The organism is Zavarzinia sp., from assembly GCF_049306435.1.
Lineage (GTDB): Bacteria > Pseudomonadota > Alphaproteobacteria > Zavarziniales > Zavarziniaceae > Zavarzinia.
On record NZ_JBAQRT010000252.1, the window covers coordinates 1 to 15,202 of the forward strand.

15 protein-coding genes are annotated in these 15,202 nt (G+C 66.7%); 1 reads left to right on the forward strand and 14 read right to left on the reverse strand.

Features of this window, described 5'->3' with window-relative positions; all coding sequences use genetic code 11:
• A partial coding sequence (locus WAZ62_RS14665; protein ID WP_422644281.1) for a hypothetical protein occupies positions 1–699 on the reverse strand: 699 nt, incomplete at its 3' end.
• A gap of 76 nt (positions 700–775) precedes the next feature.
• Positions 776–2,320 carry a flavin-containing monooxygenase gene (locus tag WAZ62_RS14670; protein ID WP_422644282.1) on the reverse strand — a complete coding sequence of 515 codons (1,545 nt, stop codon included), beginning with the start codon at positions 2,318–2,320 and terminating at the stop codon, positions 776–778.
• A 54-nt stretch (positions 2,321–2,374) separates the two neighbouring features.
• Between WAZ62_RS14670 and WAZ62_RS14675 the strand changes: the two genes are divergently transcribed.
• A complete protein-coding gene (locus WAZ62_RS14675; RefSeq protein WP_422644283.1) occupies positions 2,375–3,055 on the forward strand; it encodes a TetR/AcrR family transcriptional regulator in 681 nt (226 codons plus the stop codon).
• A 124-nt stretch (positions 3,056–3,179) separates the two neighbouring features.
• Here the strand turns inward: WAZ62_RS14675 and WAZ62_RS14680 are convergent, their stop codons facing one another.
• The 12 genes from WAZ62_RS14680 to priA all read right to left on the reverse strand — a co-directional run.
• Complete coding sequence (locus WAZ62_RS14680; protein WP_422644284.1) at positions 3,180–4,073, reverse strand: LysR family transcriptional regulator; 894 nt, start codon at positions 4,071–4,073, stop codon at positions 3,180–3,182.
• A 147-nt stretch (positions 4,074–4,220) separates the two neighbouring features.
• Complete coding sequence (gene speB / locus WAZ62_RS14685) at positions 4,221–5,174, reverse strand: agmatinase (protein ID WP_422644285.1); 954 nt, start codon at positions 5,172–5,174, stop codon at positions 4,221–4,223.
• Positions 5,175–5,177: 3 nt separating this feature from the next.
• Positions 5,178–6,131, reverse strand: coding sequence for an agmatinase (gene speB / locus WAZ62_RS14690; RefSeq protein ID WP_422644286.1), 954 nt, complete (start codon positions 6,129–6,131; stop codon positions 5,178–5,180).
• Positions 6,132–6,217: 86 nt separating this feature from the next.
• Positions 6,218–6,733 carry a hypothetical protein gene (locus WAZ62_RS14695; protein WP_422644287.1) on the reverse strand — a complete coding sequence of 172 codons (516 nt, stop codon included), beginning with the start codon at positions 6,731–6,733 and terminating at the stop codon, positions 6,218–6,220.
• An 83-nt stretch (positions 6,734–6,816) separates the two neighbouring features.
• A complete protein-coding gene (locus tag WAZ62_RS14700; protein ID WP_422644288.1) occupies positions 6,817–7,638 on the reverse strand; it encodes a ferritin-like domain-containing protein in 822 nt (273 codons plus the stop codon).
• Positions 7,639–7,809: 171 nt separating this feature from the next.
• Positions 7,810–8,208 carry a F0F1 ATP synthase subunit epsilon gene (locus WAZ62_RS14705; protein WP_422644289.1) on the reverse strand — a complete coding sequence of 133 codons (399 nt, stop codon included), beginning with the start codon at positions 8,206–8,208 and terminating at the stop codon, positions 7,810–7,812.
• 15 nt (positions 8,209–8,223) lie between these two features.
• Complete coding sequence (gene atpD / locus WAZ62_RS14710) at positions 8,224–9,642, reverse strand: F0F1 ATP synthase subunit beta (RefSeq protein WP_422644290.1); 1,419 nt, start codon at positions 9,640–9,642, stop codon at positions 8,224–8,226.
• A 23-nt stretch (positions 9,643–9,665) separates the two neighbouring features.
• A complete protein-coding gene (locus WAZ62_RS14715) occupies positions 9,666–10,553 on the reverse strand; it encodes a F0F1 ATP synthase subunit gamma (protein ID WP_422644291.1) in 888 nt (295 codons plus the stop codon).
• Positions 10,554–10,579: 26 nt separating this feature from the next.
• Positions 10,580–12,109, reverse strand: a complete 1,530-nt coding sequence (gene atpA, locus WAZ62_RS14720) for a F0F1 ATP synthase subunit alpha (protein WP_422644292.1) — start codon at positions 12,107–12,109, stop codon at positions 10,580–10,582.
• A complete protein-coding gene (locus tag WAZ62_RS14725) occupies positions 12,109–12,669 on the reverse strand; it encodes a F0F1 ATP synthase subunit delta (RefSeq protein ID WP_422644293.1) in 561 nt (186 codons plus the stop codon). The genes atpA and WAZ62_RS14725 overlap by 1 nt, the downstream gene beginning before the upstream one ends.
• Positions 12,670–13,033: 364 nt before the next feature.
• Positions 13,034–13,498 (reverse strand): GNAT family N-acetyltransferase, encoded by a 465-nt coding sequence (locus WAZ62_RS14730; protein WP_422644294.1) that lies wholly within the window; start codon positions 13,496–13,498, stop codon positions 13,034–13,036.
• A 14-nt stretch (positions 13,499–13,512) separates the two neighbouring features.
• Positions 13,513–15,202, reverse strand: a 1,690-nt coding sequence (priA, locus tag WAZ62_RS14735) for a replication restart helicase PriA (RefSeq protein WP_422644295.1), incomplete at its 5' end; no start/stop codon positions are given.

Genomic DNA, 15,202 nt, shown 5'->3' on the forward strand with positions numbered 1-15,202 from the left:
GGTCGCCGCGTTGTCCGACTGCCCGGCCCGGCCCAGGGCCACCTCCAGCCGGTCGCGGGAGGGCGCGACCAGGGCCGGCACGGCGGCGCCATCGCCACTGAGCAGCCCGGGGGAGACGCCGGCCGGCAGGCCGCCGGCAATGTTCCGGCCAAGGGCACGGCGGCGGATTTCCGTCATTTCGCGTAAAGTGCCGGGCACCTGCGCCGCCAGATCCCGGGCATGGGCGCGATCGCTGTCGGTGCCGAGATGCTGCAGCGCGGCGAGCACGCCCGCCAGACGATCGAAACGGCTCTCCAGCCGGCGCCGCTCGTCGGTCTCGAAATTCAGGCGATCCATGTCGGTCACCAGGGCCTGGATCACCGGCAATTGGGGCTCGAAAGCATCCCGCGCCGGGGTCCGCCGCGGACCGAGCAGGTTCAGCGCCGAGCGCCGCGCCAGCCACTTGCGCGACAGCATCAGGCCGCCGGTCAGCAGCATCGCCGGCATCAACCCGACCAGAAGCCCGGCCGCGCCCAGAAAGGCACCGACCCCCGTGCTGGCATCGACGGTCAGCACGACGCCGAAACCGTAAAGCAGCCACAGCCCCCCCACCACGGCGGCCGTGACGCGGCGGTGCCAGGCTTCCCGCCGGTTCATGGCGGTCAGCAATGCACGCCAGCGCTCGATGCCTTCGAGCGAATCGCGGTCAGTCAGGGTCATGGGGCGGGGCAAGGTCACGCAACATAGCGCGGATTAGCTTGCCCCGCCGGCAAGGAATTTCAAGGGGCGACCGTCGCTATTCGGCCGCGACCCGGGCCGCCGCCTCGCGCCGGGCGGCGAGAGCCGTCACGGGTGTCGCCTCATAGTCGGCCGGATTCAGCTTCGCCGTGGCCTGGCCGAAACGGAAGGTGAAGTCCGGCCACAGGGTGACATTGCGGCCCTGCTCGTCGCGATACCACGACAGGCAGCCGCCATTGTTCCACACCGTGCCATCCAGCTTGCCCGTCAGGGTCTTGTTGAAGGCGGCCTGAACCTCGGGCTTCACGTCGAGGTGATTGTAACCCCTGGCCTTCATCAGCTTCAGCGCCTCCATCACATAATGGATCTGGCTTTCGATCATGTAGACCATCGAGGAATGGCCGAGGCCGGTGTTCGGCCCCATCAGGAAATAGAGATTGGGGAAGCCCGCCACCGTGGTGCCGAGATAGGCCTGCGCCCCCGTCTCCTTCCAGCGCTTGTTCAGGTCCTCGCCCTCGAGGCCGGTGATCGAGAAGCCCGAGAGCATGTCGGTCGCCTTGAAGCCGGTGCCATAGATGATGGCGTCGACCTCGTGCAGCCGGCCATCCTCGGTCACGACGCCGGTTTCGGTGATCTCGCGGATGCCGGTCGTGATCACGTCGACATTGGGCCGGGCCAGCGCCTGATAATAGTCGTTGGACAGCAGCACGCGCTTGCAGCCGATGGTGTAATCCGGCGTCACCTTGGCGCGCAGCACCGGGTCCTTGATCTGCTTGGCGATATAGCGCCGGGCGAGGCCTTCCATCTTGGTCATCAGGCTCGGCTTCACGACGAAGCCGAAGACCCGGGCTTCGAGATACCAGTAGATCGCTTCGCGGAAGGCGCGCTGGAAGCCGGGGATATAGCGGTTGGCGGCGCGCTCCAGCGTGCCGATGGCGCGATCGGGCTTCGGCATCACCCAGGGGGCGGTACGCTGGAACAGGGAAATCTTGCCGGCATGGGGCGCGATCGCCGGCACGAACTGGATGGCGCTGGCGCCGGTGCCGATCACCGCGACCCGCTTGCCCTTCAGGTCATAGCCATGATCCCAGTTCTGCGAATGGAAGGTCTTGCCCTTGAATGTCTCGCGGCCCTTGATGTTCGGATAGGCCGGGATCGACAGGGCGCCCATGCCGGAAACCACGGCCCGCGCCGTGATCGTCTTGCCGTCCGCCGTCGTCAGGCGCCACAGCCCTGCGTCCTCGTCGAAATGGGCGCCGGTCAGGGTCACGCCATAGCGGATATGCGGCGTCACGCCGTATTTCTGCGCCGTCCGCTCGATATAGGCGCGGATTTCCGGCTGTGGCGAATACATGCGCGACCAGTCGGGATTGGGCTCGAACGAGTAGGAATAGAGGTGGCTCTGCACGTCGCAGGCGCAGCCCGGATAGTGATTGTCGCGCCAGGTGCCGCCGACCTTGTCCGCCTTCTCGAGGACGACGAAATCCGACATGCCCGCCTTCTTCATCGCGATGGCCATGCCGATGCCGGAAAAACCGGTGCCGATGATGGCGACGTCATGGTCGGGCTTGGTTTCCAGCGGGTGGCGCAGGGCTGCGGTCATCGTGTTCTCCTCCGGCGGGCGCGTATCTGACAACGCCTCATGTCAAGATCGACATTGCATCTGACAACGGGCGATGTCAATATCCATTTCATGGATGCGATCACGGACCGGCGCCGCACCTACAAGGGCGCGAGCAACGAGGAACGACGGGCCGAGCGGCGGCACAAGCTGCTGGAAGCGGCGATGAAGGTTTACGGCGCGGTCGGCTATCACGGCGCGACGGTGAAGGCGATCTGCGCCGAAGCCGGCCTGACCGAGCGTTATTTCTACGAGAGTTTCGAGAATGGCGAGGCCTTGCTGGCCGCCGCCTATCTCGCAGTGATGGAGCGGTTGACCGGCGAGATCACCGCCGCGATCACGGCCCTGCCGAGCCACGACATGGGCACCGTCGCCCGCACGACGCTGACGACCTATTACGCCCTGTTGCGCGACAATCCGAACGAGGCGCGGGTCTTCCTCGTGGAAATCCTCGGCGTCAGCCCGGCGATCGACCGCATCTATTGGGACACGATCCGCGCCGCCTCCTTCGCCGTGCTGCGCTTCGCCCCCGAGGCGACGGAGAAGGCACGGGGCCTCGGCCTCGACCTCGAACTTTTCGCCGACGGCCTGGTGGGCGCCGTCGTCCAGATCGCGCTGGGCTGGGTCCGCTCCGGCTATGCCGCGCCGATCGAGACGGCGGTCGAAACCGCCATGGCCATCCTCGGCGCCGTGAACCGGCAGTTCACCGCAGGCTGAGGGGGCGAGGCATCCCCCCCCCTCGTCACTCCGGCGAAGGCCGGAGTCTGGTGACGAGAGGGGCGCCCTGTCCTGATCGAGATTCCGGCCTTCGCCGGAATGACGGTCGGGATGGAAAAGGCGTTCACGCTTCCGCGTTGGCCTTCCGCAATTCGTCGCGGAACAGGCGGACCACGGCGTTGGGCTTGCCGGCCGAGGGCATGGCCAGGGTGACGTCGGACACGAGGACGTAACGCTCGGGCGCGACCGCCTGCATCCGGCCGGCGGCGACGAAGCCGGCCGCGAAATGTTCGGGCAGGAAGCCGATGTAGCAGCCCGACAGGATCAGATGGGCCTCGGCCTCCATGTTCTCGACGCTGGCCTTGTGGTTGGCGGCGCCGATGGCGTCGAGATCCCGCTCGATACTGTAGGCCCGGCCGACGAAGCGCGCTCGTCCGACCTCATCCGCCTCGATCCCGCCGCAGCCGAAGAAATCGTGACCCGCGCCGCAATAGAGCAGGCTGCGCTCGGTATAGAGCGTTTCATAATCGACGCCGGTGACATGATGGGGAAAGATCCCGACCGCGAGGTTCAGCCGTCCGTCGAGCAGGGCATGGTTCAGCCCGGCCGGGCGGTCCACCGTCAGGCGCAGGTGCACGTCGTTCTGCCGCGACTCGAAGCGGCGGATCGCGCCGGCGATGGGCGAGCGGGGATCGGTCACCGTCGAATCGGCGAGGCCGATGGCCAGTTCCCCCATCAACATGCCGCGCAGCGCCGCCGTCTCGGCCCGGAAATCCTCGAGGGCGGCGAACATGCGCTTGGTCGCGACATGGACATGCTCGCCCTTCTCGGTCAGGCGGAAACCGCCGCGGCCGCGCTCGCACAGCACCATGCCGAGGCGCTGTTCGAGGTTGGAGAGATGGATCGACAGGGTGGACGGCGTCAGGCCCAGCTCGGCCTGCGCGCCGGCGAAGCCGCCGTGTTCGGCCAGGGCGTGAAAGACGCGCAGCAGACGCAGGTCGATATTGTCCACATTCATGGACGGCAAATTAGAGCATCTTCAGGCGAAGTGGAATCCGGTTCGCCGTCCGAAGATGCGTCAAATCAAAAGGTTGGAGCATCGGCGGAATGACACTCATTCCGCCGATGCTCCAACGGATGGCGGCGGCGCCGTCATGTCCCGCGATCACTTGCGGTGATGGAGCATCCGGCCGATCACATTCATCAGCAACTGGGCGGCGAGGATCGCCGTGCCGCCCGTGTGATCATAGTCGGGCGCGACCTCGACGAGATCGATGCCGACCACCTGGCCGCGCTTCGTCAGCGCCTCCAGCAGTTCCAGCACTTCGTAATAAAGGAAACCGCCGTGGGACGGCGTGCCGGTGCCGGGCGCGATCGACGGGTCGAAACCATCGATATCGATGGTGAAATAATAGCGGGCGCCGGCGGGAATACGGGCGATCACCGCGTCCAGCCCCAGGTTCCGCACCTGGCGCACCGAAAGAATGTCCGAGCCCATGGCCCGCGCATCCTCGTAACCCTGCCGGTTGGTCGAGGAGACATTGCGGATGCCGAGCTGGGTCAGGCCCGAGACCCAGGGTTTCTCGGCCGCGCGGCGCAAGGGATTGCCATGGCCGAAGCGGACGCCGTGACGCTCGTCGACGAAATCGAGATGGGCGTCGATATGGACGACATGGAACGGCGCCTGGCCCTCGAAGGCATTGATGCAGCCGATATTCACCGAATGATCGCCGCCCAGCACCACGGGGATAGCCCCGGCCGCCAGGATCTTGCGCACGCCAAATTCGATATGGGCGAGGGAGCGGATCTGGTCGGTGTGAATGATGTCGGCATCGCCGATATCGACGATGCGGCCGTCATCGGCGGTCAGATAGGTGACGTCATCCTCGAAATCATAGGCGCCGTCGTGCCCGAAGGAGAACAGGGTCGAGGCCTCGCGAATCGCCCTCGGCCCGAAGCGCGCCCCGGCCCGCCATTGCGTGCCCATGTCGAGGGGGGCGCCCAGCACGGCCACAGTTGCGTCGATCGCATCCCAGTCGGGACAGATCGGCGCCTTGGCGAAAGTGCAGAAGCCGGTGAACGGCAGGTCCAGGCGCCCCCGGTCGTAGCCGTTGGCCATGGCTCAGGCCTCGAAGCCGGCGGCGATGACGCAGAGCAGTTCGAACATCAGGGTGGCGCCGAGCAGCGAGGTCATGTTGGAGACGTCGAAGGGCGGCGAGACTTCGACGACATCGGCGCCGATGATGTCGAGCCCGGCGAGGCCGCGCACCATGCGCTGGCCCTCGAAGGTCGAGAAGCCGCCGATTTCCGGCGTGCCGGTGCCGGGTGCCTGCGCGGGGTCGATCGAATCGACGTCGAAGGAGACATAGGTCCGGCCGGCGCCGACGATGTCCCGCGCCTCGGCGATGATGTCTTCCGCGGTTCGCCTGATGAATTCCTCGATGAAGATGATGCGGAAACCGGCGGCCCGGGCGAAATCGAGGTCGGACGGATCGTAGATCGAGCCGCGAATGCCGATCTGGACGACGCGCTTGGGGTCCAGCAGCCCCTCCTCGACCGCGCGGCGGAAGGGGGTGCCGTGGGTATAGAGATTGTCGCCGAAATAGCGGTCGTTGGTGTCGGAATGGGCATCGAAGTGGATCATGCCCACCGGCCCGTCGGCCGCCAGCGCGCGCAGGATCGGCAGCGAGATCAGATGATCGCCGCCCGCCGTGATCGGAATGCAGCCCGCCTGCTTCAATTCGGTGAAGAAGCCGGTGATGAGCCGCAGCGAATCCATCAGGTCGATCGGATTGACCGGCGAATCGCCGAGATCGGCGACCCGCGCCCGGTCATAGGGGGCGACGCCGGTCACATGATGGATCTTGCGCATGAAGGCCGAGGCGTTGCGGATTTCCCGGGGCCCGTGACGGGCGCCGGCCCGGTTGGTGGTGCCACCATCGAAGGGCACGCCGACGAGGGCGATGTCGACCAGCGACGGATCGGTCGCCATCGGCAGGCGCATGAAGGTGGGCAGGCCGGCGAAACGGGGGATGACAGCGGCATCCTGCGGCTGCGGGAAGGCACGATCGGACATGGAGCAACCTCGAGCACTCGAATGCGCCATGGTCCGCCGGCCGCGCCGGCCGGACCATTCCGTTTCCTCAAACCTCGGTTGGATGCCTATTCGACGGGAAGCAGGGTGCCCGTCGCCTCGGGGCCGAACATCACCGAACGCACGGCGCGGGCGAAATTATCCGCCAGCACATCGTCCGGCAGGCCGGGCAGCGGTTGGATCGTCACCCCGTTCACATTGTCGCGCAGCACTTCGAGATCGGCGCGGGAAGCGACCAGGCCGGTCTTCGGGCCGACCAGCAGCACCCGGCCGTAGAGCTTGCCACCGATATCGAGCGCGGAATTGCCCGCCCCCTTGCCCTTCACGTAATCGGTCAGGGACACCTTGAGGTCGAGGCCATATTGCCCGCTCGGATCGCTGGCGAATTCCTGTTCGAGACGGGTCTTGAGCGCGGCCAGCAGCTTCTGCGGCACCGCCGTCCCCTCGACCTCGATCGATACCGAGGCGACATGGACCGCCGGGGCGAGCAGGGACTGATAGGGCGTCGGCTCCGGCTGGCAGGCCGCGATGACGAAAGCGCCAAGGCCAAGGCACAAGGCCAGAATCACACGCCGCATCGCCATGCCCCCAAGGCTTCCCCAAGCAGGGGGCATTGTCGATGCAGACGGCCCCTTGGGCAAGGGGCAGCTTTGGCGCTTTGCGCCGTTCAGGCCGCCACCCGCTCCAGCCGGCGCGCGCGCTTGGCCCACAGCCACCAGGCGCCTCGCTGGGCGACCCGGGCGATCAAGCCATGAGGGGCGAGGCCGATCGCCTTCAGGATCATCGAGATCGCCCGGGCGAGATGGCCATAGCGATAGTTGCGATAGGCTCTCTTGCTGTAGGCCAGCATCGAGCTTTCCCGGTCGTAGTGCGCTTCCGGGCCGAAATTGGCGCAGTGGAAGGCGAAGGCCAGTTCGTCGTCCTCCGCCTCGTTCACCCGGCCGAGGGCGACCTTGATCTTGGCGAAGAGGCCGAGGCTGTCCGCGGGATCGAATGTCTTCAGCGTGTCGTAGAACAGCTTGAAATGGCGGAATTCATCGCCGGCGACGAGATGGCTGATCTGCTTCAGCACCGGCTCCTCGGTCGCGTCGCGGATCGCGGAATAATAGCTGGAGGTGCCGCATTCGACGACGCAGCGCGCCAGCAATTCCCCGGCGCGGGAGCCGCGAACGGATTCCGTCGCCTCCAGCGGCAGGCGATAGCCCTCGCGGAAACGGGCCAGCCGCTCCTCGAAATGGAAGTCGGGATCGGCCTTGCTGGCCCAGGCCGCCAGGGCCTGACCGTGCAGCCGCTCCTCCTGCCCCCATTTGCGGATGGCTTCGTGAAGCCAGGTTTCAGCGTGAAAGACGTTCAGCAGATAGGCGACATAATCTTCGGAATTGGCCTCGACAAGACTGGCGGTCTTGATAGCCATGACCATGTCGGGGTCGATCTTGGACGGGTCGAACTTGTCCCATCCGATATCGTCCAGTCCCCAGTGACGGTTCATGCCCGGTCTCTCCTGCAGTCACTTACGCAACCCGCGCATGATAGCACAGGATTTCATCGAAACCCCGGTATAGGAGAGCTTTGGGTGACACGCAAGTGACAGCCTGTTGCACAGCAAAACGGCGGCTGGAGTGACCAGCCGCCGCTGCGATCGGAAATTCGTGGCACCCGGTCAGGCGACGTCCATCACCTGGCGAATCGCCGAAACCTCGGAGTCGGCGCGGATGCGCTGGGCATCGTCGGCCGCCGCGGCCAGATTCGCCTCGGCCTCGGCCAGCTTCTCGGACAGCACGGCCCTGGTGGTCGAGGCGAGATCGATCGCTTCCTCGGCGAGGACGGTCAGACCGGCGGGCGTCACCTGGGCGAAGCCGCTGCGCACGAACAGGCGAGCGGAAATCTTGCCGGCCTCCTGCACTTCGACGACACCCGGGCGCAGCAGGGCGACGAAGGGCGCGTGGTCCGGCAGGACCGCGAAATCACCCTCTTCGCCCGGCACGACGACCATCTCGACATCGGCCGAGAACAGGCGCCGCTCTGGACTGACCAGTTCGAAATGTACCTTGTCGGCCATTGTCTCTGCCTATCCTCAGGCGGCCTCGGCCGCCAGCTTCTTGGCCTTTTCGACCGCTTCCTCGATGGTGCCGACCATGTAGAAGGCGGCTTCCGGCAGGTGGTCGTATTCGCCGGCGGCGATCGCCTTGAAGCCCTTGATGGTGTCCGCGAGGGCCACGAGCTTGCCGGGGGCGCCGGTGAAGATTTCCGCCACGTGGAACGGCTGCGACAGGAAGCGCTGGATCTTGCGGGCGCGGGCGACGGTCAGCTTGTCTTCTTCCGACAATTCGTCCATGCCCAGGATCGCGATGATGTCCTGGAGCGACTTGTACTGCTGCAGGATCGACTGGACCTTGCGGGCGGTGTCGTAATGTTCCTGGCCGACGACGCGCGGATCGAGAATGCGCGAGGTCGAGTCGAGCGGATCGACCGCCGGGTAGATGCCGAGCTCGGCGATCTGGCGCGACAGCACCGTCGTCGCGTCGAGGTGGGCGAAGGAGGTCGCGGGCGCCGGGTCGGTCAGATCGTCGGCCGGCACGTAAATCGCCTGCACCGAGGTGATCGAGCCCTTGGAGGTCGTGGTGATACGCTCCTGCAGGTTGCCCATCTCGGTCGCGAGGGTCGGCTGGTAACCCACCGCCGACGGAATACGGCCGAGCAGCGCCGACACTTCCGAACCCGCCTGGGTGAAGCGGAAGATGTTGTCGACGAAGAACAGCACGTCCTGGCCCTGCTCGTCGCGGAAATATTCCGCCATGGTCAGGCCGGTCAGGGCGACGCGGGCGCGGGCGCCCGGCGGCTCGTTCATCTGGCCGTAAACGAGGGCCACCTTGGAGTTCGGGCCTTCGAGGTCGATGACCTTGGCTTCCACGAACTCATGGTACAGATCGTTGCCTTCGCGGGTCCGCTCGCCGACGCCGGCGAAGACCGAGAAGCCGCCGTGGGCCTTCGCGATGTTGTTGATCAGTTCCTGGATGAGCACGGTCTTGCCGACGCCGGCGCCGCCGAACAGGCCGATCTTGCCGCCGCGGGCGTAAGGCGCCAGCAGATCGACGACCTTGATGCCGGTGACGAGCACCTGGCTCTCGGTCGACTGCTCGGTGAAGGGCGGGGCGATCGCGTGAATGGGCGCGCTCAGCTTGTTGCCGATCGGGCCGCGTTCATCGATCGGCTCGCCGATCACGTTCAGGATGCGGCCGAGCACTTCCGGGCCGACCGGCACGGTGATCGCCGCGCCGGTGTCGGTGACGGGCAGGCCGCGCACCAGACCGTCGGTCGTGTCCATCGCGATGCAGCGCACCGAAGACTGGCCAAGGTGCTGCGCGACTTCCATCACCAGGCGGTTGCCCTGGTTGTAGGTCTCGAGCGCGTTCAGGATCGCCGGCAGCGGGCCGTCGAACTCGACGTCCACCACCGCACCGATGACCTGGGTAATGCGTCCCTGCGTTGCCATTTCCGCCTCTTCCTATTCCAGCCTCAGAGCGCCTCGGCGCCCGAGATAATTTCGATCAGTTCCTTGGTGATCGCAGCCTGACGCGTCCGGTTGTAGGTCAGCGTCAGACGATTGATCATGTCGCCCGCGTTGCGGGTCGCATTGTCCATGGCGCTCATGCGCGAGCCTTCTTCCGAGGCCGCGTTTTCCAGCAGGGCACGATAGATCTGCACCGCCACGTTGCGCGGCAGCAGGGCCTCGAGGAGTTCTTCCTCGCCCGGCTCGAAGGTGAAGATCGCGCCCTTCAGGTCCGGGCCGCCGGCGTCACCTTCCGGCAAGGCCGCCGGAATGATCTGCTGCGCGGTCGGGAACTGGGCGATCGCACTCTTGAACTGGGCGTAGAACACGGTGGCGACGTCGAACTCGCCGGCCTCATAGAGGGCGAAGAGCCTGTCGGCGATCCGGCCCGCGATGGGGAACCCCTGCTTGCGGATGCCGCCCGTCACTTCGATCGTGTCGATGATCAGCTTGGCATGGTCGCGGCGCAGCGCGTCGCGACCCTTGCGGCCGACGCAGAGGATCTTGACCGTCTTGCCCTCGGCGAGCAGGGCCTGGATCCGCTGACGGGCCAGGCGCACGATCGACGCGTTGAAACCGCCGCACAGACCGCGTTCCGCCGTGGCGACGACGAGCAGATGCACGTCGTCCCTGCCCGTGCCGGTCAGCAGCTTGGGCATGTCCTCGGTCAGGGTGATGCCCGCCGACAACGAGGCCAGCACCTGCTCCATGCTCGCGGCATAGGGGCGCGCGGCCTCGGCGGCTTCCTGCGCGCGGCGCAGTTTGGACGCCGCGACCATCTTCATGGCCTTGGTGATCTTTTGAGTCGACTTGACGCTGTTGATGCGCAGCTTCAAGTCCTTCAGGCTCGCCATGGCGGCTGTCCCTTACGCTGCGCGGATCAGGCGAAACGCTTGGCAGTGGCGTCGGCCACCGCCGCCAGCTTCGCTTCCGTGTCCTTCGACAGGGCCTTTTCCGTGCGGATCGTCGCCAGGATGTCGGCATGCTTGGTGCGCAGTTCGTCGAGCAGCGCCTTCTCGAATTCGCCGACCTTGGCGACCGGCAGCTTGTCGAGATAGCCCTTCACGCCCGAGAAGATCGAGCAGACCTGCTCCTCGACCGGGAGCGGGCTGAACTGCGGCTGCTTCAGCAGCTCGGTCAGACGGGCGCCACGATTCAGCAGTCGCTGGGTCGCGGCGTCGAGGTCCGAGCCGAACTGGGCGAAGGCGGCCATTTCGCGGTACTGCGCGAGTTCGAGCTTGATCGAGCCCGCGACCTGCTTCATCGCCTTGATCTGCGCGGCGGAGCCCACGCGGGACACCGACAGGCCGACGTTGATGGCGGGACGGATGCCCTGATAGAACAGGTTCGTCTCGAGGAAGATCTGGCCGTCGGTGATCGAGATCACGTTGGTCGGGATATAGGCGGACACGTCGCCGGCCTGGGTCTCGATGACGGGCAGCGCGGTCAGCGAGCCGGCGCCATTGGCGTCCGACATCTTCGCGGCGCGTTCAAGCAGGCGGCTGTGGAGATAGAACACGTCGCCGGGATAGGCTTCGCGGCCCGGCGGACGGCGCAGCAGCAGCGACATCTGGCGATAGGCGACGGCCTGCTTGGACAGATCGTCATAAACGATCAGCGCGTGCATCCCGTTGTCGCGGAAGAACTCGCCCATGGTGCAGCCGGTGTAGGGCGCCAGGAACTGCAACGGGGCCGGTTCGGACGCGGTCGCGGCGACCACGATCGAATATTCCATCGCGCCGTTGTCTTCCAGCATCTTCACGATCTGGGCGACGGTCGAGCGCTTCTGGCCGATGGCGACGTAGATGCAATAGAGCTTCTTGGACTCGTCCGTGCCCTGATTGATCGGCTTCTGGTTGATGAAGGTGTCGATCGCGACGGCGGTCTTGCCGGTCTGACGGTCACCGATGATCAGCTCGCGCTGGCCGCGGCCGACGGGCACCAGGCTGTCGATCGCCTTCAGGCCGGTCTGCATCGGCTCGTGCACGCCCTGGCGCGGAATGATGCCGGGGGCCTTCACTTCGACGCGCGACCGGGTGACGTCCACGAGGGGACCCTTGCCGTCGATCGGATTGCCGAGACCGTCGACCACGCGGCCGAGCAGACCACGGCCCACGGGCACGTCCACGATGGTGCCGGTCCGCTTGACGACATCGCCTTCCTTGATGGAACGGTCGTCGCCGAAAATCACGATACCGACGTTGTCGGTCTCGAGGTTCAGCGCCATGCCCTTGATGCCGCCGGGGAATTCGACCATTTCGCCGGCCTGCACGCCGTCGAGGCCGTAGACACGGGCGACACCGTCACCGACGGAAAGAACCTGACCGACCTCGGTGGTTTCGGCTTCCGCGCCGAAATTGGCGATCTGGTCCTTGAGGACTGCGGAAATCTCAGCGGCCCGGAGGTCCATTATGCATTCCCCTTCATGGCGACCGCCAGGCGGTCGAGCTTGGTCTTGAGGCTGCCGTCGATCTGGCGCGAACCGACGCGCACGATGAGGCCGCCGAGGAGGCTTTGATCGACCTTGGCGTCGATCGATACCGTCTTGCCGATCAGGCGAGACAATTCGGATTTCAGCTGCTCGCCCTGCTCGAAGGACAGGGGCTCGGCCGAGGCGACCTGGGCGGTCACCTGGCCCCGGGACCTGGCCAGCAGTTCCTTGAAGGCGGCGATGGTGGCGGACAGCGCGAACAGGCGCCGGTTCTTCGCCATCAGCAGCACGAGATGGGTAACGAAAGGCCCGATGCCGGCGCGGGCCAGCAGGGCCTGCATGCCGCGAACCTGTTCGTCGCGGGTGCGCAGCGGGCTGCGCATGAAGGCGACGAGTTCGGTCGATTCCGCGATCAGGCCCGAGACGGTGGCGAGATCGGCCTCGATGGCTTCGAGGACACCTCGCTCGCTCGAAAGCTCGAACAGGGCGCCGGCATAGCGGCCCCCGACCTGCGCAACGATGGAAGATGAGGTTGCCAAGACCCTTGCCCCCGGGCAGCCGCCCCGTGGGGGCCACCTCTAAGCCGTTGAAATCTCAAGACGAAGGAGGGCGCGAAAGACGCGCACACAAACCCCGCCCGCTGAAGCAGGCGTCTCGTACCACAGGCCTTGATGCGCCGCAACCGTAAGGGCCGCGTCAAAATGGTCTAAGGTGCAATTTGCGGCATAAAAAAGGCCGCTTCTTCGACCATGGTCTTAAACTGGAAGACCACCCTTTGAGCGCTGCGTGAACCAAGGCGCCGTCAGCCGATGACGCCAGGGCATTCCAGGGGAGGATGCGACGGATTTCAAGCCGGAACCGCGACATGGCGCCTGTCCGGCCGCGATTCCCGCCCGCCGTCCGTCATCTGCCCTCGCCCTGGCGCCGGGGGTCGAGCCGATAGCGGACATAGCCGTCCGCGGGCGCGAAACGGTCGTAGAGCCGGCGGGCGCGCTCGTTGTCCCCCTCGGTATGCCAGTACAGCTGGCCCCAGCCCCGCGCGCGGCACAGCGCCAGCAGGTCCTCGACCAGGGCATGACCGACGTCGCGGCCCCGGAAACCGGCATCGACGAAGAGATCCTCGAGATAGAGAATCGGCTCGATCGACCAGGTCCTGGCATGGACGACGCCGACCGCGAAGCCGGCGACCGTGCCCTCGACCTCGGCCAGGCGAGCGAAAACCGGCACCAGCGGATCGAGGATGCGCGACCAGGTGGTGGCGGTCACCGCTTCCGGCACCTCGGCTTTATAGAAGGCGACATATTGCGCCCAGAGGCCGCGCCAGGCCGCTTCATCGGCCGGGGTTGCCTCGCGAATCGTCAGGGTCATGGGAAACTCCCGTCCTACATGAAGTGATAGGGATCGACGTCGATCTGCAGCCGGACCCGGCCGGGGATCGGCTGGGCGTCGAGCCAGGGGCGGAGCACGGCCTGCACGTTGAGGCGCCTCGGCGCCCGCACCAGCAGCCGCACCCGCCAGCGCCCGCGCAGCAGGCTGAGCGGCGCCGGCGCCGGCCCCAGGACGTCGAAGCCTTCGATATCGCGGGGCGCGCTGCGCGCCATGGCCCGGCCCACGGTCATCACTTCCGCCTGATCGGGGCCGGAGAGAATCAGGGCGACCAGCCGGCCATAGGGCGGCAGGCCGTGGCGCTTGCGCGCGGCCTGTTCGGCGGCGACGAAACCGTCGCGGTCGCTGCGGGCGATGGCGCGGATGACGCCGGCGTCGGGCTCGAAACTCTGGATCAGGGCGCGGCCCGGCCGCTCCGCCCGTCCGGCGCGGCCGACCACCTGGGTGGTCAGCTGGAAGATCCGCTCCCCCGCCCGGAGGTCGCCGCCATCGAGCCCGAGGTCGGCATCGACGACGCCGACCAGGGTGAGATAGGGAAAATGATGCCCCTTGGCGACGATCTGGGTGCCGATCACCACATCGACCTCGCGATTCGAAATGGCGTCGAAGGCGGCCGCCAGCGCCAGCGGCCCGCCCAGCGTGTCGGAGGCGAGGATCAGGCGCCGGGCCTGGGGCAGGATATTCGCCACTTCCTCGTCGATCCGCTCCACCCCGGGGCCACAGGGCACCAGACTGTCCTCCTCGCCGCATTCGGGGCAGGCGTGGGGCTTCGGCACGACATGGCCGCAGTGATGGCATTCGAGCTGGCGCCGGTTGCGATGCTCGACCAGCCAGGCCGAACAGTTCGGGCATTCGATGCGGTGGCCGCAATGCCGGCACAGGGTGAGCGGGGCATAGCCCCTGCGGTTCAGGAACAACAGGCTCTGCTCGCCTCGGGCCATGGTCTCGGCCATCGCCCGCGTCAGCACCGGCGAAAGGAAATTGCCGCGCTCGGGCGGATGGCTCCGCATGTCGACGATCGCGATCTCGGGCATGGCGGCGCCGCCATGGCGCTGGGACAGCACCAGCCGCCGATAGCGCCCGGCCTCGACATTGGCCAGGGTCTCGAGACTGGGGGTGGCGCTGGCCAGGACCACCGGGCAGCCCTCGATGCTGGCGCGGACCACCGCCATGTCGCGGCCGTGATAGGCGACGCCCTCGTCCTGCTTGAAGCCCTGGTCGTGTTCCTCGTCGACGACGAGAAGGCCGAGGTCCCGGAACGGCAGGAACAGCGCCGAACGCGCCCCGACGACGAGGGGCAACGAGCCATCGGCGACGCCGCGCCAGACCCGCCGCCTGGCCTTGGGCGTCAGGTCCGAATGCCAGACCGCGGGAGCCGCGCCGAAGCGGCCGGCGAATCGCTCGATCACGCCGCCGGTCAGGGCGATTTCAGGCAGCAGCACGACGACCTGCCGGCCGAGGCGTAGCGCTGCGGCGATCGCCTCCATGTAAGTCTCGGTCTTGCCCGAGCCGGTGACGCCATCGATCAGGAAGGCCTTGTAGGCCCTCTCCGTCACCGCCGCGTCCATCTCCGCCACGGCCGCCGCCTGATCGGGCGACAGCGCCGGCAGGGCGAAGCCGGGATCGGGCCGGGCCGCCGGACCCGTCGTCTCCAGCTCGACCGGCAGCAGGGCGCCGGCCTCGACC